At 58.6% G+C, this 19,189-nt stretch carries 18 protein-coding genes; 4 read left to right on the top strand and 14 right to left on the bottom strand.

Annotation, left to right across the window (positions count from 1 at the left end; all coding sequences use genetic code 11):
• Nucleotides 1-3: 3 nt before the first annotated feature.
• From IB245_RS20155 to IB245_RS20125, 7 genes are all read right to left on the bottom strand, one after another.
• Complete coding sequence (locus IB245_RS20155) at nt 4-1,350, bottom strand: TadE/TadG family type IV pilus assembly protein (protein ID WP_192228463.1); 1,347 nt, start codon at nt 1,348-1,350, stop codon at nt 4-6.
• Between the two features lie 73 nt (nt 1,351-1,423).
• Complete coding sequence (gene cpaB / locus IB245_RS20150) at nt 1,424-2,242, bottom strand: Flp pilus assembly protein CpaB (protein WP_192228462.1); 819 nt, start codon at nt 2,240-2,242, stop codon at nt 1,424-1,426.
• A 15-nt stretch (nt 2,243-2,257) separates the two neighbouring features.
• The gene (locus IB245_RS20145; RefSeq protein WP_008029696.1) at nt 2,258-3,592 is read right to left on the bottom strand and encodes a hypothetical protein; all 1,335 of its coding nucleotides are present in this window, start codon (nt 3,590-3,592) and stop codon (nt 2,258-2,260) included.
• 2 nt (nt 3,593-3,594) lie between these two features.
• Nucleotides 3,595-4,125 carry a prepilin peptidase gene (locus tag IB245_RS20140; protein WP_008029694.1) on the bottom strand — a complete coding sequence of 177 codons (531 nt, stop codon included), beginning with the start codon at nt 4,123-4,125 and terminating at the stop codon, nt 3,595-3,597.
• Nucleotides 4,126-4,154: 29 nt separating this feature from the next.
• Nucleotides 4,155-4,346, bottom strand: coding sequence for a Flp family type IVb pilin (locus IB245_RS20135; protein WP_008042356.1), 192 nt, complete (start codon nt 4,344-4,346; stop codon nt 4,155-4,157).
• Between the two features lie 153 nt (nt 4,347-4,499).
• A complete protein-coding gene (locus IB245_RS20130; protein WP_008042357.1) occupies nt 4,500-4,691 on the bottom strand; it encodes a Flp family type IVb pilin in 192 nt (63 codons plus the stop codon).
• A 151-nt stretch (nt 4,692-4,842) separates the two neighbouring features.
• Nucleotides 4,843-5,034, bottom strand: a complete 192-nt coding sequence (locus IB245_RS20125; RefSeq protein WP_008042358.1) for a Flp family type IVb pilin — start codon at nt 5,032-5,034, stop codon at nt 4,843-4,845.
• 407 nt (nt 5,035-5,441) lie between these two features.
• Here IB245_RS20125 and IB245_RS20120 point away from each other — a divergent pair, with 407 nt between their 5' ends.
• Nucleotides 5,442-6,311: a response regulator transcription factor gene (locus IB245_RS20120; protein WP_008042359.1), complete on the top strand. Its 870-nt coding sequence runs from the start codon at nt 5,442-5,444 to the stop codon at nt 6,309-6,311.
• An 80-nt stretch (nt 6,312-6,391) separates the two neighbouring features.
• Here IB245_RS20120 and IB245_RS20115 read toward each other — a convergent pair whose 3' ends face one another.
• Nucleotides 6,392-6,577, bottom strand: a complete 186-nt coding sequence (locus tag IB245_RS20115; protein ID WP_008029684.1) for a hypothetical protein — start codon at nt 6,575-6,577, stop codon at nt 6,392-6,394.
• A gap of 416 nt (nt 6,578-6,993) precedes the next feature.
• Here IB245_RS20115 and IB245_RS20110 point away from each other — a divergent pair, with 416 nt between their 5' ends.
• Entirely contained in the window at nt 6,994-8,619 is a 1,626-nt protein-coding gene (locus IB245_RS20110; protein WP_008029682.1) for a glucan biosynthesis protein D, read from the top strand.
• 204 nt (nt 8,620-8,823) lie between these two features.
• On the opposite strand, the gene IB245_RS20105 is transcribed toward IB245_RS20110, so the two are convergent.
• From IB245_RS20105 to IB245_RS20095, 3 genes are all read right to left on the bottom strand, one after another.
• Nucleotides 8,824-9,930, bottom strand: a complete 1,107-nt coding sequence (locus tag IB245_RS20105; RefSeq protein ID WP_008029680.1) for an NADH:flavin oxidoreductase/NADH oxidase — start codon at nt 9,928-9,930, stop codon at nt 8,824-8,826.
• Between the two features lie 233 nt (nt 9,931-10,163).
• Nucleotides 10,164-11,873 carry a single-stranded-DNA-specific exonuclease RecJ gene (gene recJ, locus IB245_RS20100; RefSeq protein WP_192228461.1) on the bottom strand — a complete coding sequence of 570 codons (1,710 nt, stop codon included), beginning with the start codon at nt 11,871-11,873 and terminating at the stop codon, nt 10,164-10,166.
• Nucleotides 11,874-11,931: 58 nt separating this feature from the next.
• Complete coding sequence (locus tag IB245_RS20095; protein ID WP_007944886.1) at nt 11,932-12,474, bottom strand: YaeQ family protein; 543 nt, start codon at nt 12,472-12,474, stop codon at nt 11,932-11,934.
• 137 nt (nt 12,475-12,611) lie between these two features.
• On the opposite strand from IB245_RS20095, the gene IB245_RS20090 reads away from it, so the two are divergent.
• Nucleotides 12,612-13,811, top strand: coding sequence for a CaiB/BaiF CoA transferase family protein (locus IB245_RS20090; RefSeq protein ID WP_192228460.1), 1,200 nt, complete (start codon nt 12,612-12,614; stop codon nt 13,809-13,811).
• Between the two features lie 58 nt (nt 13,812-13,869).
• Nucleotides 13,870-14,733 carry a TIGR02285 family protein gene (locus IB245_RS20085; RefSeq protein ID WP_008042362.1) on the top strand — a complete coding sequence of 288 codons (864 nt, stop codon included), beginning with the start codon at nt 13,870-13,872 and terminating at the stop codon, nt 14,731-14,733.
• Nucleotides 14,734-14,904: 171 nt separating this feature from the next.
• Here IB245_RS20085 and IB245_RS20080 read toward each other — a convergent pair whose 3' ends face one another.
• From IB245_RS20080 to IB245_RS20070, 3 genes are all read right to left on the bottom strand, one after another.
• Nucleotides 14,905-15,192 (bottom strand): DUF3509 domain-containing protein, encoded by a 288-nt coding sequence (locus tag IB245_RS20080; protein ID WP_192228459.1) that lies wholly within the window; start codon nt 15,190-15,192, stop codon nt 14,905-14,907.
• Nucleotides 15,193-16,331: 1,139 nt separating this feature from the next.
• Nucleotides 16,332-17,741 carry a threonine synthase gene (gene thrC / locus IB245_RS20075; RefSeq protein ID WP_008025609.1) on the bottom strand — a complete coding sequence of 470 codons (1,410 nt, stop codon included), beginning with the start codon at nt 17,739-17,741 and terminating at the stop codon, nt 16,332-16,334.
• A gap of 66 nt (nt 17,742-17,807) precedes the next feature.
• A complete protein-coding gene (locus IB245_RS20070) occupies nt 17,808-19,112 on the bottom strand; it encodes a homoserine dehydrogenase (protein WP_032828598.1) in 1,305 nt (434 codons plus the stop codon).
• Nucleotides 19,113-19,189: the final 77 nt, after the last annotated feature.

Here is a 19,189-nt window from a genome sequence, read left to right as displayed (position 1 = left end):
CTCCTATGAGTCAGTGCTCGGAGTACCGCTGCCGTTGAGATAGGTTTTGTAGAGCTGGATGATCTGAGGGCCGGAATCGGTTGACGGCGTAGGGCCGGCCACGTTGTCGCCTTCGCACTCCTTCACGAACTGCCCGAAGATCTGAGCGTCCCCGCCACCGCCATCCATTGGTTGCACCACGTAATAGCAGCCAAAACCGAGGACAGGGATCGAGGTTGAACCGCCTTGTTTGCCAGTGCAGTTGCCCACCACAATTTTCATCATCCGGCGCTCGAACACGCCATGGCTCTCACAACCACTGCCAGACCCTGCCACACACCCGGCAACGCTCGTGCGCCAGTCGTTGTAGTCAAATATCGCGTCGCTGCCCGCCGTGAGATTGCCGTTGCTCGAGGTGACGGTTTTCCCTTTGTACTTCGCCTGTGCCGGTGTGACCGAGTCGTCGTAAGTGATCGCGGGGTTGCTGGACGCGGTCACCATGTCCGGCGGATAGTCCGAGGCACTGACCGGGCCGTTGTAGATGCCGAAGCGTGTGTTCAAGCCTTGGGAGGTAGGGCCGACCTTATTGCCAGGTGCGGTCTGGACGTTGTCCCCCACAGTGCGGCAGACCTTGCCACCTCCGGCCAGGTCCTCCCTGACCGTACTGCCGCCCGAACCAAAATCGAGCAACTGAAAATTGCCTGGACCAATGGGCGACGAATTGCCGGCAGCCGTCTTCAATACCTGCAAATCACCAAACTGGAAGCCCCAGAACATGCCAGCGCCAGGGTTGTATTGAGTCGGGTCGCCACAGACCATCAAAGGTGCGAGATCACAAGGACTGGTAGGGCTGGGTCCGGCAGTGGCGATTGCCGCCACCGCTTTGGCCCCCAGACCGCCAGAACCGAATACCTGGGCGAAGTTCCAGAAAAATCCGGTCAGGTTATAGCTCGGTACCGATACCCGAACGTATTTGGCATTCGCTGGCCCGGGATAGGAGAACGGCCCATAGACACTGCTTGCCAATTCCACCACCGCGAATGTGGCTGCGTTGCCACCAACCGCCGTTGCCAATTCTGTGTTGCCCGTGGCATTCGCATTTTGCGTCAGCGTATTGAGTGCGGCAGTGCGCGTCGTACTGGCAATATTGACTCCACCTTCCACCTGACTCAGGGTTTTGGCACCACTCAGGGCCGCGGCGTCCACCGCATTCTGCAAGCGCGTTTTGTTCAGCATCATGTGCCCGCCGTCCAAAGCCAGTGCGGCCACCATGCCAATCGCCGCCAACGCGATCACCATCAATACACTCACCGATCCTTTCTGGCGCCTTGGCGTCGCAGTGAACGGCTGCTGAATACGACGATTCATCATCAAGCCCTCATTTGCCAATACTGATGCGGATCGGCTCCGCCAAGACCTGGTGTCCAGGACCTGTTACGCCCTGTCAGCGAATGTTGACTACTTTGGTTTCGACCCCGCGGATGACGGTGACAGCCCCACCACTTTCGCCGCCGCTGCGTTGCACCACGCGTTTTGGCACCGTGGCGGTGGCCACCGTCATGACCGGTGGGACAGGCGCAACAGGTGCAACGGCCGCGATTTTTTTCTCGGAGTTCAGCGGATTGCGCAAGGTCAATTGCAGTTTCCCTTCCGTTTGCGCCGTGACCAGGGTTTCAGCCTCTGCGGTCGTCATTTCCAGCGTCACTGCACGCACCACCACCGGTTGGGTCTTGTCGGTACCTGCCGTCTGGTCCACCGCCAATACCCGCAAGTTCTCGAGGATGGTCCTGGACACGGCGCTGTTGCTGCCGGCACTGGTGGTTTTGGTCGCGAGTACATCGACCCGGTTACCCGGCAACAGGAACCCGCCCACACCGACCACATCGTCCACCCGTACCGAGATGGCACGCTTGTCTGTCGCAATCAGCGAAGCCAGAGTGCTGCCACCCAAGTGCTCGCTCAGACGCGCACCGCGCACAATGTCGCCCTTCAGAATGTCGAACGTTGCGATCTTGCCCACAGCCTTTTCGCTCAAGTCGAAGGCGTCTTCCGGGATCGTATCCATGGGCATGCGTACGGTCGTGACCTGCTGAGCCTCGACCATCTGCCCGAATGGAATCTCTACTGTGGCGACCACTACGCTTCGAAGGTGATCATCCGGGCTGGCATTGAGCCGGGCGCTCAGCCAGGAGTCGGCCATCCATGCAGCACCAAGGCCCATGACCAGGGAAACGCCTATCAGGGAAAGAGTACGAGAGCTCATGTCAGTATCTCCGTATCAAAGAAAGTCGAGCTGGACGAAGTAGTTGTGCCAGGCCCATTCCAACTCTTGCGGTGACAGTGGTCCGGAACCGCCCATGTAACGTTGACGATCGAGCGCCATGCTCAGGAGATCGCGGGGATGGCAAGGCACCAGGGGCATGCCTTCACTTGCATAAAGCCTTTGCAGCACATAACGCACCAGCAACTGGTCATAAGGCACGCCCAGACGCTCGCTTTCCTGACGCCAGATCTTTTCGTACTCCTCAGGCTTCAGATAACCGAATTGCAGCTTGTAGCCAATCCGGCGAAGAAAGGCCTCATCGGCCAACTCCAGGGGATTGAGGTTGGTGGAAAACACCAGAATCAGATCGAACGGCAGCTCGCAATGCCGACCGCCGCCCAGGTTGAGGAAATCGCACTTCTCTTCCATCGGGACGATCCAGCGATTCAACAGCTCGGCGGGTGCCATGCGCTGACGCCCCATGTCATCGATGATGAACAGGCCATTGCTGGCCTTGAGCTGCAAAGAAGCCTGGTATTGACGGGTGTTAGTGTCATAGCGAACGTCCAGTTGCTCCATGCTCAACTCACCGCCAGTGACGACGATCGGGCGTTTGCAGCGCAGCAGTCGACGGTCGATCCCTTCGTTGAGCATCAGATTGTTCTGTTGAACGTTATCTTCGAACCGCTGATGCACTTGCGGGTCATAGATCTCGATCACGGACTCGTTGATAACGATGGCATGAGGTACCCAGATGGCCTCGGTGAACAGACGGATCAACCGACGGCTGATGTAGGTCTTGCCAGTACCCGCGGGGCCATAAATCATAATGGCGCGCCCGGAGTTCATCGCCACACCTAACTGATCGAGCATGCTGTCGGTAAGCACTACGCCAGCAAAGGCATTGCGCATATCGTTGGCGTTGATGCGACCATGGTGAATGGTTTGCAGTTTGATCAGGGACCGGTAGGTGTCCACCGGGAAGGGTGCCGCACCGATATAGCCACTGCGCGACAAGGCATCGCGGGCGGCGCTGCGACCGCGTTCGGTCAGGCCATAACGCAGCATTTGCCCACTTGTCGATTGCGACCCCAACTGGCCAAGCACTTCGACACGACCGTCCTTGCGCAGAAACGCCAGGACTTCATCAAGTACGGCGCCGGTCAGCGCCAGGCGCTCCACCAGCCGCGGCATGTCCAGCACGCCAGCGTCATACAAGTGCTTGCATACCAACTCGCCGAGGAAACTGTCTGTCAGTCCAGTTTCGCGGATTGTGCACGGCTGGGGAGCCAGTCGTTGCACCGCGCCCCGAGCGCTGGGGTAGGCATCACTATCGACAATGATGTGCATGACTAGCCTCCGAATCCACCGGCAACCAGTTGCCAGTAGACGCTGATTAAAGTGCCTATCAATATTGCAATCGAATAAGGGAAAGGCTTGCTGGCTACTTCATCTGAAGTTGGCGCCAGATAGGCCTGCGCCTTCAGAATCAACCAATAACGTCCCAGGGTCTGAAGCAGCTGGCCGCGATACAGCACAATCAAAAAACCGCACACGCCACCGGCTATCAGGCTGAACAAGGCAGCCCACAATGCAAAATGGAAGGGTAAAAAGCTGCCGACCATGGCCATTAACTTGACGTCGCCGGCGGCCATGCCACCCAAGGCGTACATCGGCAGAAACAGTGCAAAACAGACCAGGATGCCCAACAGGCTGTCACCCAATCCGCTGACGCCACCTAAATACATTTGACCGCCCAGTCCCAGGGCAAGGCCCAACAGGACCAGCATGTTGGGAATGCGGTGGCGACGCAGATCGCTCACCACCGCCACGCCCAATAGTCCTAGCAGTAAAACAGTCATTACCAACAATTCCATGGACATGGCGCGTCCCCCCCTAACCGGGATTATCGTTAGCAGCCAGCACCTTTGACCGCTGCGCAAAGTGCTGTAATCCTGGTGTTCACCTCGGCCCCCAAAAGAATAAACATTGCGGCAACCGCTACCGTCACTAATCCACCGGCCACGGCGTATTCCACAATTGTCAGGCCATCTTCATCTTTGGCGAACTTGGTGATTGAAGTTCTGATTGTTAGCAGATTCATTTTTGTATACCTCGCTTCAGCCGTGATATGGATCAGAAAGTACGTTGGCGGGGACAGCGTGAAGTCTATTGAGTTGCCCGGTCTATCAGAGAAACTGTAAAACTGGTTGCTCTATGGATATCACCGCGCCCCCACCGCAACGGGTGGCTGTCATCAGCAGGCGGCACCTTTGACCGCAGCGCACAGTGCTGTGATCCTGGTGTTCACGGCGCCACCCAAAAGAATAAACATTGCGGCAACCGCTACCGTAATTAAGCCACCGGCTACCGCGTACTCCACAATGGTCAGGCCATCTTCATCTTTGGCGAACTTGGTAATTGAAGTTCTGATTGTTTGCAGATTCATTTTTTAGTACCTCGTTTCAGCGGTCATACGACTCAGAAAATACATTGGCGGGGTCTGCGCGAAGTTCATTGAGTTGCCGGTCGATCAGAGAAACTGTAAAACCGGCTGCTCCGTGGATATCACCGCGCCCCACCACAGTGGGTTACTGTCATCAGCAGGCAGCGCCTTTGACCGCAGCGCACAGCGCTGTGATTCTGGTGTTCACCGCGCCGCCCAAAAGAGTGAACATTGCGGCAACAGCTACCGTGATTAATCCGCCGGCCACCGCGTATTCCACAATGGTCAGACCGTCTTCGTCTTTGGCGAACTTCACTACCGAAGCCTTGATTGTTTGCATGATCATTTTGGCCACCTCACTCAAATGTTGTGTTTCTGAGGCAGAACTTTCTGTGCTGCCTGATGCAACCCTAGTCAGTAAGCAGGCATAGGCGTTAGGAGGATTTTGCACATCGTTAGGACTTTTTTGCGCAGCGGCCGGATACGGTTCATTGGCCTTTGCAGAAGTCGCGAGAGGGGTAAACAAGGCATTGAAACGCAACGGCAATTGCCATTGATTCAGAAGCGACAAGTGGTTAAACCCGGGTTCGTCGACAACACACCCGCAAACACTCGGCCCGGGCAGCCTTCCAGGAAACACATAGATCGAACAGATCTGAAATTCGTCGTTTTTATAAGGATTCAATCTGCAAAGTGATGGCGTATTGGCAATACTAGCGAGTAGAGAGTCAATCAGACCTGCCGAGTAGAGACATGACGTCCAATTTGACCAAAAGGCCATCGCTCCTATGGTTCGATCTGACTCATGATCGATCCACGAAAGAACTCATCGCACAGTTCGAGGGTACCTGCGACTGCAAACTGGCGAAAAACTCCGCGCTGCCCATCGGGGAACAGGCGGACATGATCTGCATGCATTTCGATCGCCCCGACACACCAGGCTTGAGGCTGTTGCTGGAGATCAAGCGCAGCACACCGGGCATCCCGATCACCATGTTCACCGTGCAGCACTCAGAGGAACTGGCCGTCTGGGCCATGCGTTCCAGCGTCTGGGAATACATGGTGCTCCCGCTCTCGCTCACAGAGAAGAGTCGTTACCTGACTGCTGTAGTTCAGCTCTGCGAGCTGCGCCGAAATGTGACCGACCTGCGCAAGACGATGCTGATCGACCACTCCCCAACCCTGCCGGACAGTATCCGGCTGACCTCAGGGCACCAAAAACACCAGGCGCTGAGCAATGTCATGCTGTACATCGAACAGCACTTTCGAGACAGCATCGATCAAAGGGATTTGGCGCAGCGCTGCGGCATGACGACATTTCGCTTCAGCCGCCTGTTCAAGGAAGCCAATGGACTTGGCTTCACGGATTACATCTTGAACAAGCGCATGAACTTCGCCAAAGAGCTGCTCGACAACAGCCAGATGCCTATTACCAGCATCGGCTATGAGGCCGGCTTCAAGGATCCGTCCTACTTCGCTCGTGCCTTCAAGCAGTTCGCAAACTGCACGCCCAGTGAATACCGCTTGGCACGTCAAGTCAGAGCGACTGCAGCAGCGCAACTGGCGCAGGATGAAAATATCACTGAAGCGCTCGAAAGCCTGATCGAAAGCCTCAGCGGTTGATCGGCACCCGCAAGATTGCGCCCATGCAGGGCGCACATGAAAAAGGGGCAGACTTCACAGTCCGCCCCTCGGTTTCTTACTCAAAACCGCGAAACACTGCGCATCGCATCCACCAGATACCGCATCGCAATCCGGTCGTTCTCCGACAACTCGCGATACCGCTCCACCAGTTTCAACTCCTCGGAATTAAGCCGGCGCCTTCGCCGCCCCATACCCAGGCACGGAAAGATCCCCAACATTTCAGTGATGCCTTGTACTTTCGACATGGACGATGTCCCTCTCTACGTCAAAAAGAAAACTGCAAAAACCGCATCGCCCTACCCTTTTTCAGCGGTCACCTCGTGCCAACTGAATCCCACCGGCCTGAGGGCAGAAACCGGTCATGCCCATAGAATAGGAAGTAAATTGGCGCTGAAAAGCGGTTTTTAGAGTAATTAGTCAAAAAAAGCAGAAATGCCGCATAAATCAGAAATCTCTGTGAGAAACGTTTACCGGAAATGTCTTGTTTCATAGCGGTGCCACTGCCACGCCATCAATCATTTTTGCTCTGCCACCGAACGGTTTAAGCTATTTGGCATCTGTTTAAAGTCCGTTGCGTTTGGCCGAAGGCATGTCCGAACCTCCATTTCTGATCCAGCACGTGCCAGGAACGGCGCGGGATTGTTCACGACAGGTTGTACTTATGCACCGCAGGAATTTGCTCAAAGCGTCCATGGCCATCGCTGCCTACACCGGTTTGTCTGCCTCCGGCCTGTTGGCTGCGCGGGCCTGGGCCGGTAATGGCACGGCTGACGGCGAGGCACAGGCGTTCGATTTCGAAGCCCTGAAAATCCAGGCCAAGCAGCTTGCCGGCAACCGCTATCAGGACACCAAGCAGGTGCTGCCGCCGACCCTGGCGACCATGACCCCACAAAATTTCAACGCGATCCGCTACGACGGTAATCATTCGCTGTGGAAGGATTTGAAAGGCCAGCTGGACGTGCAGTTTTTCCACGTCGGCATGGGTTTCAAGCAGCCGGTGCGCATGTACAGCGTCGACCCCAAGACGCGTCAGGCGCGGGAGGTGCATTTCCGCCCTTCGCTGTTCAACTATGAAAACACCACGGTCGATACCAAGCAGCTCACGGGCGATCTGGGCTTCTCCGGGTTCAAGCTGTTCAAGGCCCCGGAACTGGACCGGCACGACGTGCTGTCTTTCCTCGGCGCCAGTTATTTCCGTGCGGTAGACGCCACTGGCCAATACGGCCTGTCGGCGCGCGGTCTGGCGGTCGATACCTACGCCAAGAAGCGCGAAGAATTCCCCGACTTCACCAAGTTCTGGTTCGAAACCCCGGACAAGGACAGCACCCGTTTCGTGGTCTACGCCCTGCTGGACTCGCCAAGTGCCACCGGTGCCTACCGTTTCGATATCGATTGCCAGGCCAGTCAGGTCGTCATGGCCGTCGACGCCCATATCAATGCGCGTACCGCCATCGAACAACTGGGCATCGCACCGATGACCAGCATGTTCAGCTGCGGCACCCACGAGCGGCGCATGTGCGACACCATCCACCCGCAGATCCACGATTCGGATCGCCTGGCGATGTGGCGTGGCAACGGCGAGTGGATCTGCCGTCCGCTGAACAACCCGGCGACCCTGCAATTCAATGCCTTCGCCGACACCGACCCGAAAGGTTTCGGCCTGGTGCAGACCGACCACGAGTTCGCCAGTTATCAGGACACCGTCGACTGGTACAGCAAGCGGCCAAGCCTGTGGGTAGAACCTACAACCGCGTGGGGCGAAGGCTCTATCGATCTGTTGGAAATTCCTACAACCGGCGAAACCCTGGATAACATCGTCGCGTTCTGGACCCCGAAGAAACCGGTCGCGGCCGGTGATTCCCTGAACTACGGCTACAAGCTGTACTGGAGCGCTTTGCCGCCGGTCGGCACGCCGCTGGCGCGGGTCAACGCGACCCGTTCGGGCATGGGCGGCTTCACTGAAGGTTGGGCGCCGGGCGAGCATTACCCGCCAGTCTGGGCGCGCCGGTTTGCGGTGGACTTCACCGGCGGCGGGCTGGATCGCTTGCCGCAAGGTACGGGCATCGAACCGGTGGTGACGTGCTCCAACGGCCAGGTCAAGGATTTCAACGTGCTGGTGCTGGATGACATCAAGGGCTACCGGATTACCTTTGACTGGTTCCCGACCAATGACAGTGTGGCCCCGGTGGAGCTGCGGTTGTTTATTCGCACCAATGACCGGACGTTGAGCGAGACCTGGTTGTATCAGTATTTCCCGCCGGCGCCGGAGAAGCGTAAGTACACCTGAGGGCAATTTAGTGTCTGAGCAGGCCTCTTCGCGAGCAAGCTCGGCTCCTACAGGTTTGTGTCGAACGAGGATGATGAGCTCGACATAAATTTGTAGGAGCGAGGCTTGCCCGCGAAGATGGCCTGACAGCCAACAAACATCCCTGCACAAAAACACAAAAGCCCCGATCACATCGATCGGGGCTTTTTGTTTTCACAACGCTACTCAGTCACGCAAATCCGACTCATGAATCGGCTGATCCCGATGCGTCGCGCGTTGATACTGCGCTGGCCAGATGGCCTTGTGTCCACCCAAATCATCATCCGCATGCAATGGCCAGTACGGGTCGCGCAGTAGCTCACGGGCGAGGAAGATAATGTCCGCCTGACAGGTGCGCAGAATGTGCTCGGCCTGGGCCGGCTCGGTGATCATTCCTACGGTGCCGGTGGCGATGCCTGACTCCTTGCGCACTCGTTCGGCGAAGCGGGTTTGATAACCGGGGCCTGTAGGAATTTCCGCGTTGACCGCCGTGCCGCCCGACGACACATCGATCAGGTCCACACCCAAATCTTTGAGGCGACGCGCCAGTTCAACGGTTTCATCCGGATTCCAGCCGTCTTCCACCCAATCGGTGGCCGAGACCCGTACGAACACCGGCAACTCCTCAGGCCACACCGCACGCACCGCTTCGGTGACTTGCAGCACCAGCCTAATTCGATTCTCGAACGAACTACCGTATTGATCGCGCCGCTGATTGCTCAAGGGCGATAGGAATTGATGCAACAGGTAACCATGAGCCGCGTGAACTTCGACGACTTTGAAACCGGCGATCAGCGCCCGTTTCGCTGAATCAACGAACGCCTGGATGACCTCGGCAATTTCACTCTCATTCAGCTGCTTCGGTGGTGTGTGCTGTGGGTCGAACGCAATGGGCGAAGGACCGACCGGCGTCCAGCCGCCATCTTCAGGTTTGACGCTACCGTGCTTGCCGATCCACGGCCGATGGGTGCTGGCCTTGCGCCCGGCGTGGGCCAACTGAATACCGGCGACAGCGCCTTGGGCGGCGATGAAACGCGTGATGCGTTGCAGGGGTTCGATCTGTTCGTCATTCCACAGGCCGAGGTCTTCGGCGGTGATGCGTCCATCGGCCGTCACTGCCGTGGCTTCAGTAAAAACCAGACCGGCCCCACCGACAGCACGGCTGCCGAGATGAACCAGGTGCCAGTCATTGGCCAGGCCATCGACACTCGAATACTGGCACATCGGTGACACCGCGATGCGGTTGAGCAGGGTCAATTGGCGAAGGGTATAGGGTTCAAGCAGCAGACTCATGGGGCACCTCTCGAATCAGTGGGCAGGCTCCAGGGTTCTGTTTGAAAGTCGACGAGTGACAGGAAAAAGGTGCAGCACCCGCCCCCGCGGGCAAAAAATTCGACAAGACGTCACAAGGAAAATCAAGCAGTGCTTAGAGCCTAGTCGACATTGGGGGATGGTGGAGGGTTCCGAGAGATTCGTCGCGAGGGACATCGCCTTCGCGGGCAAGCCTCGCTCCTACAGCGATAGCGTCAACGCGGTTCTATGTGAGCAATCATCAGTTGAACCGTCTCATTCCCGCGAAACTCGTTGAGGTCGAGTTTGTAGGCCAGTTCCACCCATTTGATGGTCGGGTTCGGCCAGATATCGCGGTCGATTCCGAACGCGATGCCGTCCAGTTTCACCGAACCGCATTCACTTCTCAGCACCACTTTGAGGTGCCGTTCACCAACAACCCGCTGTTCGACCAACTGGAACACACCATGGAACAACGGCTCCGGGAAGTGTTGCCCCCAAGGACCGGCATGCCGCAGCGCACGCGCCAGTTCGAGGTGAAATTCTTCGACCGCTAAAGTCCCGTCCGACAGCAGTCGCCCGGTCAGGTCTTCTTCGCGCAATTGCCTACGCACTTCAGCGTCAAAGGCTTCGGCGAACAGCGGAAAATTCGCTTCCGGCAAGGTCAAGCCTGCCGCCATGGCGTGGCCACCGTACTTGCTGATCAAATTTGGGTGCTGAGCCGCCACTACGCTCAAGGCGTCGCGAATATGGAAGCCCTGCACCGAACGCCCCGAGCCCTTGAGCATGCCATCGCCTGCATCGGCAAAGGCGATGGTCGGACGGAAATAGCGCTCTTTCATACGCGAGGCGAGGATTCCGATGACGCCCTGGTGCCACTCGGGATCGAACAGGCACAGGCCGAACGGCATCGATTCCACCGGCAAATCCTTGAGCTGGGCCAGCGCCTCGCGCTGCATGCCCTGCTCGATGGATTTGCGGTCCTGGTTCATGCCGTCCAGCTGGATAGCCATTTCCCGAGCGAGCCCGGCGTCTTCGGTGAGCAGGCATTCGATGCCCAGGCTCATGTCATCCAGGCGCCCCGCCGCGTTCAGGCGCGGGCCAACAATGAACCCCAGATCCGTAGACGTGATGCGCGCATGATCACGCTTCGCCACTTCGAGGATCGCCTTGATCCCCGGCCGCGCACGTCCGGCACGGATTCGCTCGAGGCCTTGGTGGACGAGAATCCGGTTGTTGGCGTCCAGCGGCACCACGTCGGCGACGCTGCCGAGGGCCACCAGGTCCAGCAACTCGCCGATGTTCGGCTGCGGCCTGCTCTCGTACCAGCCGAGGCTGCGCAGGCGCGCGCGCAGGGCCATCAGCACGTAGAAGATCACCCCGACGCCGGCGAGTGCCTTGCTCGGAAAACCACAGCCTGGCTGGTTGGGATTGACGATGGCATCGGCCAGCGGCAATTCATCGCCCGGCAAGTGGTGGTCGGTGACCAGCACGTTGAGGCCAGCCTTTTTCGCCGCCGCCACGCCTTCAACGCTGGAGATGCCGTTGTCCACGGTGATCAGCAGCTGCGGCGTGCGGGTCAGCGCCACCTCAACGATTTCGGGCGTAAGGCCGTAGCCATACTCGAATCGGTTCGGCACCAGATAATCAACGTGAGCCGCGCCCAGCAGGCGCAAGCCCAACATGCCCACGGTACTGGCCGTCGCGCCGTCGGCGTCGAAGTCGCCGACGATCAGAATCCGCTGACGCTGCTCCAGCGCGGTCACCAGCAAATCCACCGCTGCATCGATGCCCTTGAGCTGCTGGAACGGAATCAGCCGCGCCAGGCTCTTGTCCAGTTCAGCCTCTGAAACCACGCCCCGCGCCGCGTACAGACGGGTCAGCAGCGGCGGCAGGTCACCGAGGAATGGCAGGGTGTCGGGCAACAGGCGAGGTTCGATGCGCATGGGGTGACAGGTACTTCTCTTGAATACGTAGGATAAAACCGGATGACGTGGCGAAAAATCAGCCGCGTTCGCCGCTCAGCCACTGCAACTGGACTTCGTGCTGACCACGGTCGTCGGTGACGAAAATCGTCCCTTCGCTGATCATCACGTCCCACTTGATAACACGCGGCATGTCTTTGGCCAGGGTTTCCAGGACTTCCTGCGGCACAGCAGCGATGTGCACGTTTTTCAGGTTCTTGATCGCCGGGATCACTTTGGTTTCCCAGACGCGCAAGCTGCCGTAGGCCAGCAGGCTGGTGCGCTCAGTGCGACGCGAGCACCACGTTAGGCGGTCAGCGTCTGGCTGACCGACTTCGATCCAGTGCAGTACGCGATCATCCAGGCTCTTTTCCCACAGGGCGGGTTCATCCACGTCTGACAGACCACGGCCAAACGACAGCTGCTCGTTGTACCAGAAGGCGTAGGCCAGCAGCCGCACGGTCATGCGCTCTTCGGTTTCCGAAGGGTGACGGGCGATGGTCTGCTTCACCGTCTCGTAAACGCTGCGGTCGAGGTCGGTAAGGTTCAGTTCAAACTTGTAGGTCGTGGACGGCTGGGCCATGAACGGGCTTCTTGATACGTGGAAAGGCGGCAAGTCTAACCGATGCGGCAGGCTTCGCGGCCATCAACCTTGAGCGACTGACGGCGGGCTGTGCTAAAACGCTCTATCAGCCAAGCCTTTGTCCTACAGGATCCAGCATGCCGTTCACCGCCAAACCCCTCTCAGGTCTGAAAGTCATCGAATTGGGCACGTTGATCGCCGGGCCGTTTGCCTCGCGCATTTGCGGCGAATTCGGTGCCGAGGTCATCAAGGTCGAATCCCCCGACGGTGGTGATCCGTTGCGCAAATGGCGCAAGTTGTATGAAGGCACGTCACTGTGGTGGTTCGTTCAGGCACGCAACAAGAAGTCCCTGACCTTGAACCTGAAACACCCGGACGGCCTGGCAATCCTGAAAAAGCTGCTCGGTGAAGCGGACATCCTCATCGAGAATTTTCGCCCCGGCGTGTTGGAAAAACTCGGTCTGGGCTGGGACGTCTTGCACGCACTGAACCCGAAACTGGTGATGGTGCGCCTTTCGGGTTTCGGCCAGACCGGGCCGATGAAGGATCAACCAGGTTTTGGTGCGGTCGGTGAATCCATGGGCGGCCTGCGCTACATCACCGGGTTTGAGGACCGACCGCCGGTACGCACCGGGATTTCCATCGGCGACTCGATTGCGGCGCTCTGGGGCGTGATCGGTGCGCTGATGGCTTTGCGTCATCGCGAGGTCAATGGCGGCCAGGGTCAAGTGGTGGATGTGGCGCTGTACGAAGCGATCTTTGCCATGATGGAAAGCATGGTCCCGGAGTTCGACGTGTTCGGTTTCATTCGCGAACGCACCGGCAACATCATGCCCGGCATCACGCCCTCCTCGATCCACACCAGCGCCGACGGCAAACATGTGCAGATCGGCGCCAATGGCGATGCGATTTTCAAACGATTCATGCTGATCATCGGCCGTGAAGACCTGGCCAACGACCCGGCGCTGGCCAGCAATGACGGGCGTGACAGCCGTCGCGACGAGATTTATGGGGTGATTGATCGCTGGGTCAATGCACTGCCGCTGGACACCGTCATCGAGCAGTTGAATCAGGCCGACGTCCCCGCCAGCCGGATATTCAGCGCCGAAGATATGTTCAGTGATCCGCAGTACCTGGCTCGGGAAATGTTCCTGAAGGCAAAGCTGCCGGACGGCAAAGATTTCAAGATGCCGGGAATTGTGCCGAAACTCTCAGAGACACCCGGCAGTTCGCAATGGGTCGGGCCGCAGTTGGGCGAACACAATGCGCAGGTACTCAACGATCTTGGCTACGACAAGGAACAGATCGCAAAGCTGCGTGAAGACGGGGCCATCTAAGCTGAAACGCCTGCTTTCGCTGCTCATCACAGACTGCCTGTCGCACGGCAGGAGGGTGATGTGTGCGCTCGCGGCGACAGCCTTGCTCATCGGTCCGACCTCGTCGGCGATGGCGCAGCCCAAGGAAACCATGATCTGGCTGTTGCGGGATCTGCCACCGCTGACGATTTTCGAAGGACCGAAAAAGGGCCTGGGCGTCATCGACCAACTGTTGCCGCTGTTGATCGCCGGCATGCCGCAATACGAACACACCTTGATGCGAGTCAACCGTGCTCGCGCCTTGCAAATGCTCCACGAGCCGTCCCTTACCTGCGATGCGGCGCTGAACCGGAGCAAGGAACGCGAACGCTGGATCGCGTTTTCCATTCCGGTGTTTCGGGCCATGAGTAACGGCGTGGCCGTGCGGCGCGTTGACCGTGAGACGCTTGCCCCCTTCATCCAGGACGGTGAACTGGACCTGGCGGCCTTCCTGGCGAGCGGCGGCGAGAAGCTGGGCATTATCGCCGAGCGTAACTACGGTGATTACCTCGACGCGCTGCTCAAACAGGCACCACCTGACTCGCTGACCCCGCACTACGGCAACGACGCCTTGGGCAGCCTGTTGCAGATGCAACGCCTGGGGCGCTTGCGGCTGCTGTTGGGATACCGCCCGGAAATCCGCTATCAGGCCCAACAGCAAGGGATCGCCGAGGATGAATTGCAGTTCTACCCGATTCGCGGCGCCGAGAAATTCTTGTCCGGTTACATCGGCTGCACCGACACGCCCAAAGGCCGGCAGGCGATTGTCGAGATCAATCAATTGCTGCGCAAAATGCCCCACGATCGCTTGAGCGAGGCGTACGCCGCGTGGCTCGACCCGGAAAGTCGCGACGCCTATCTGGAAGAATCCAGGAAGTATTTCGAGCAACAGGCGCTGGAATGACAAATCGCGGGCAAAAAGAAACCCCGAGAAGTGGGGAGACATCTCGGGGTTAAACGTGGTCTACAAAGAGACCAGTGGCAGCACGACTGCAAGCACCGGAGCACAATGCTTGATCCTGCTGTTACATGCTCTGACTGACCTTGGCCCGGGAAGGTTCCCACAAAAGACAATTCAATTACGGCTGGCCACGACCTTGTCCTGTGCAGCATTGCGCAATGCCGCGATAACGCAGGGTTCCAGGCGTCCTTCGGCAATCATCAGATCGCGATGCAAGCCGTCGACCACATCCGTGAGCAGACGTTTGTCGGTCAACTGGGCCTGATTGAACTCCCGCTCGACCACGATGGCGCCGGTCGTGCCCTTCAGTGTCACCAGGCATTCGCCGTGAGCGCCCGAGGGGGTCAACGTTACCTGGTACGGGCTCAGAGCCTCACCGAGCAATAGATTGATACTTTCCATCTCGATCACCACTCAATAGTCCGAAAACAAAGTGCCTGGGGCGTGTTCACATTAAGTGACCATTGGCCCGAGAAGAAAGTTCTGGATTCCAGGTGCAGGCGCGTCGGCGTCTCTGGTGGGTAGAGCATGCATGGGGTAGATGACAGGTTTGTGTATGGCTTGGGTTTTGGTGGTTGGTTGGGATTGGGATTGGGATTGGGATTGGGATTGGGATTGGGTGAATATCCGTTTCTTCGGTGAGGGCGGCTATTGGTTTCGCCCCTACGGCGAGTCACTTGGAAGAGCCCCAAGTAACCAAGGGCTCTTGCCCCTTTCGTTCGGTGCCTCGTCTAGGCTCGGCATGCCCTCGCTCCGGCCCTGCTCCGTGGGCCCGCCGCCATCGGCCATCCATGGCCGGGGGCGGCTAACCCGGCATCCATGCCGGGTTGCCCACTGCGCAGAACCTCCACTCGGCCTCTCGAGGGGGCGCTCAGATCAAAAGCGGAAGGCGAGCTAACGCTCGGCCTAATGAGTGGTGGAAATCAAAAGCAAACGCGATTCCCTGTAGGAGCGAGGCTTGCCCGCGAAAAACGACCGGACAACACGCTCATTCAGACAGCTCGCGTTATCGTTGACGCCCATCGCCAGCAAGCTGGCTCCTACAGGGGAAATGCATAGGTTTCTGAATGTACACGATCAACTGTAGGAGCCGGCTTGCTGGCGATAGCGGTGGATCCGTCACCTGTTGATTGACTGGATGGACGCTATCGCCAGCAAGCCGGCTCCTACAGGGGGGCGGTGTACAGATTCGGAGTGGTGAGCGCAGCCGGGAAGAACAACGCGTTCGAACAGAGAGCCAGGTCGGCTTTCAGGCCGCCTCGGCGGCTGTGGCGGTAGTCGCCCCCTCGAGAGGCCGAGTGGAGGTTCTGCGCAGTGGGCAACCCGGCATGGATGCCGGGTTAGCCGCCCCCGGCCATGGATGGCCGATGGCGGCGGGCCCACGGAGCAGGACCGGAGCGAGGGCATGCCGAGCCTAGGCGAGGCACCGAACGAAAGGGGCAAAAGCGCTTTGGTTACTTTCGCGCTTTTCGAAAGTGACTCGCTGTAAAAGCGAAACCAATAGCCGCCATTACCGCAGCAACGGATATGCCCCCAACCGATTACAACGGCTTGCCACGATTCCCATGCTGACTGACAAAAGCCTGTACAGCCTTAAGGTCATTCGGCAACACCGTGCAACGCTCATCCCGCTCAAACAAATCGGCAAGGTGAACAGGCAACTCCAGCGCTTTACCCACACCCGCCTTCTCAACCGCATCCGGGAATTTAACCGGATGGGCAGTCCCGAGAATAACCATCGGAATATCCAGACTACGACGGCATTCACGCGCAGCCTTCACACCGATAGCCGTGTGCGGATCCAGCAACTCACCCGTCTGCTCGTAAACCTCAGCAATCGTTTCGCAAGTTTGCGCATCATCCACAGCCAGCGAATCAAACAGCTTGCGCGCTTCGGTCCAACGCTCCTGTTCAACGCTGAAACCGCCGCCCTGCTTGAACGAATCCATCAACCCGGCAATCGCCGCGCCGTTGCGACCGTGCAGGTCGAACAGCAGACGCTCGAAGTTCGACGACACCATGATGTCCATCGACGGCGACAACGTGGCGTGCAGGGTTTCCTTGACGTACTGATTGCCACTCATGAAGCGGTGCAGGATGTCGTTGCGGTTGGTGGCGACGATCAACTGATTGATCGGCAGGCCCATGTTACGCGCCAGGTAACCGGCGAAGATGTCGCCGAAGTTGCCGGTCGGCACCGAGAACGACACCGAACGCGCCGGGCCACCCAACTGTAGGGCTGCGTGGAAGTAGTAGACGATCTGGGCCATGATCCGCGCCCAGTTGATCGAGTTCACCGCCACCAGACGCGTGCCCTTGAGGAAGCTTTGGTCGGCAAAGCTCGCCTTGACCATTTCCTGGCAGTCATCGAAGTTGCCTTCGATGGCAATGTTGTGGATGTTCTCGCCGAAGATCGTGGTCATCTGCCGACGCTGCACTTCAGATACACGGTTGTGCGGGTGCAGGATGAAGATGTCGACGTTTTCGCAGTGCTTGCAGCCTTCGATGGCGGCCGAACCGGTATCACCGGATGTGGCGCCGACGATCACCACGCGCTCACCGCGTTTTTCCAGCACGTAATCAAGCAGGCGACCGAGCAGTTGCAGGGCGAAGTCCTTGAACGCCAGGGTCGGGCCGTGGAACAGCTCCAGCACCCACTCATTGCCGTTCAGTTGACGCAACGGTGCCACGGCGTTGTGCGAGAACACGCCATAGGTTTCTTCAAGAATTTTTTTGAAATCGGCATCAGGAATACTGCCGGTGACGAACGGGCGCATCACCCGGAAGGCCAGCTCGTGATACGGCAGGCCGGCCCAGGAAGCGATTTCTTCCTGGGTGAAACGTGGCAGGTTTTCCGGGACGTACAGACCGCCGTCAGTGGCCAGACCGGCCAGCAGGACGTCTTCGAAATTCAGGGCCGGTGCCTGGCCGCGGGTGCTGATATAACGCATGACTGACTCCAATGGACAGTGTTCGCAAACCCGGGCCCGCACGCAGGCCCGGTGAACGATAACGGCTTAGTTCAGGTGCTCGACGCGGATCCGTACAACCGGACCGACCACACCCGTGAGGGCTTCGAGAGCGGCAATCGCGTCGTTCATGTGCTGTTCCAGCACACGGTGGGTCAGCAGGATCATCGGCACCAGGCCGTCATGCTCTTCGACTTCTTTCTGCATGATCGATTCGATGTTGATGCCGCGCTCCGACAGGATGCTCGCAACCTGAGCCAGCACGCCCGGATGGTCCTTGGCCTGAATGCGCAGGTAGTAGGCGCTTTCGCAGGCTTCGATCGGCAGGATCGGATGCGCCGACAGCGAATCCGGCTGGAAGGCCAGGTGCGGCACGCGGTTTTCCGGATCGGAAGTCATGGCGCGAACCACGTCCACCAGGTCGGCGATCACCGACGAAGCGGTCGGCTCCATGCCGGCACCGGCACCGTAGAACAGGGTCGAACCGGCTGCGTCACCGTTGACCATCACTGCGTTCATCACGCCGTTGACGTTGGCGATCAGGCGATCGGCCGGGATCAGCGTCGGGTGCACGCGCAACTCGATGCCAGCCGCCGTGCTGCGAGCGACGCCCAGGTGCTTGATGCGATAGCCCAGCGCTTCGGCGTAGTTCACGTCAGCCGTGGTCAGCTTGGTGATGCCTTCGGTGTAGGCCTTGTCGAATTGCAGCGGAATGCCGAACGCGATGGAGGCCAGGATCGTCAGCTTGTGGGCCGCGTCGATGCCTTCAACGTCGAAGGTCGGATCGGCTTCGGCGTAACCCAGGGCCTGCGCCTCGGCGAGAACGTCTTCGAAGGTGCGACCCTTCTCGCGCATCTCGGTGAGGATGAAGTTGCCGGTGCCGTTGATGATGCCGGCGACCCAGTTGATCCGGTTGGCGGACAGGCCTTCACGGATCGCCTTGATCACCGGAATGCCACCGGCCACGGCCGCTTCGAACGCAACGATCACGCCCTTCTCGCGAGCCTTGGCGAAAATTTCATTACCGTGAACGGCGATAAGCGCCTTGTTCGCGGTGACCACATGCTTGCCATTCTCGATGGCCTTGAGTACCAGCTCGCGGGCAACGGTGTAGCCGCCCATCAGCTCTATAACGATGTCGATCTCAGGGTTCGTGGCCACTTCGAAGACATCGTTGGTAATCGCAATACCGGTCGTTTGGAACTGAGGCTTTGGCGTGCGAATGGCAATTTGTGCCACTTCGATTCCACGCCCGGCACGACGAGCAATTTCCTCGGCGTTGCGCTGAAGTACGTTGAAGGTACCGCCACCGACGGTCCCTAACCCACAGATGCCTACTTTGACCGGTTTCACTGTGAACTCCCCATAAAACGGCCGACTCAAGGCCGGCCGTGAAAACAGCCGCATGCTCGCGGCTCTCTATTAATGGC

Origin of the sequence: Pseudomonas sp. PDM02 (assembly GCF_014852285.1) — a bacterium.
GTDB classification, from domain to species: Bacteria; Pseudomonadota; Gammaproteobacteria; order Pseudomonadales; family Pseudomonadaceae; genus Aquipseudomonas; species Aquipseudomonas migulae.
The sequence above is the reverse complement of the archived record's forward strand: the minus strand, read 5'-3'. Positions and strand labels throughout refer to the sequence as shown.

Excerpts from the sequence above, each read along its gene's own strand:
- IB245_RS20155 (WP_192228463.1), bottom strand. The coding sequence starts at position 1,350 with ATGATGAATCGTCGTATTCAGCAGCCGTTCACTGCGACGCCAAGGCGC.
- cpaB (WP_192228462.1), bottom strand. The coding sequence starts at position 2,242 with ATGAGCTCTCGTACTCTTTCCCTGATAGGCGTTTCCCTGGTCATGGGC.
- IB245_RS20145 (WP_008029696.1), bottom strand. The coding sequence starts at position 3,592 with ATGCACATCATTGTCGATAGTGATGCCTACCCCAGCGCTCGGGGCGCG.
- IB245_RS20140 (WP_008029694.1), bottom strand. The coding sequence starts at position 4,125 with ATGTCCATGGAATTGTTGGTAATGACTGTTTTACTGCTAGGACTATTG.
- IB245_RS20135 (WP_008042356.1), bottom strand. The coding sequence starts at position 4,346 with ATGAATCTGCTAACAATCAGAACTTCAATCACCAAGTTCGCCAAAGAT.
- IB245_RS20130 (WP_008042357.1), bottom strand. The coding sequence starts at position 4,691 with ATGAATCTGCAAACAATCAGAACTTCAATTACCAAGTTCGCCAAAGAT.
- IB245_RS20125 (WP_008042358.1), bottom strand. The coding sequence starts at position 5,034 with ATGATCATGCAAACAATCAAGGCTTCGGTAGTGAAGTTCGCCAAAGAC.
- IB245_RS20120 (WP_008042359.1), top strand. The coding sequence starts at position 5,442 with ATGACGTCCAATTTGACCAAAAGGCCATCGCTCCTATGGTTCGATCTG.
- IB245_RS20115 (WP_008029684.1), bottom strand. The coding sequence starts at position 6,577 with ATGTCGAAAGTACAAGGCATCACTGAAATGTTGGGGATCTTTCCGTGC.
- IB245_RS20110 (WP_008029682.1), top strand. The coding sequence starts at position 6,994 with ATGCACCGCAGGAATTTGCTCAAAGCGTCCATGGCCATCGCTGCCTAC.
- IB245_RS20105 (WP_008029680.1), bottom strand. The coding sequence starts at position 9,930 with ATGAGTCTGCTGCTTGAACCCTATACCCTTCGCCAATTGACCCTGCTC.
- recJ (WP_192228461.1), bottom strand. The coding sequence starts at position 11,873 with ATGCGCATCGAACCTCGCCTGTTGCCCGACACCCTGCCATTCCTCGGT.
- IB245_RS20095 (WP_007944886.1), bottom strand. The coding sequence starts at position 12,474 with ATGGCCCAGCCGTCCACGACCTACAAGTTTGAACTGAACCTTACCGAC.
- IB245_RS20090 (WP_192228460.1), top strand. The coding sequence starts at position 12,612 with ATGCCGTTCACCGCCAAACCCCTCTCAGGTCTGAAAGTCATCGAATTG.
- IB245_RS20085 (WP_008042362.1), top strand. The coding sequence starts at position 13,870 with ATGTGTGCGCTCGCGGCGACAGCCTTGCTCATCGGTCCGACCTCGTCG.
- IB245_RS20080 (WP_192228459.1), bottom strand. The coding sequence starts at position 15,192 with ATGGAAAGTATCAATCTATTGCTCGGTGAGGCTCTGAGCCCGTACCAG.
- thrC (WP_008025609.1), bottom strand. The coding sequence starts at position 17,741 with ATGCGTTATATCAGCACCCGCGGCCAGGCACCGGCCCTGAATTTCGAA.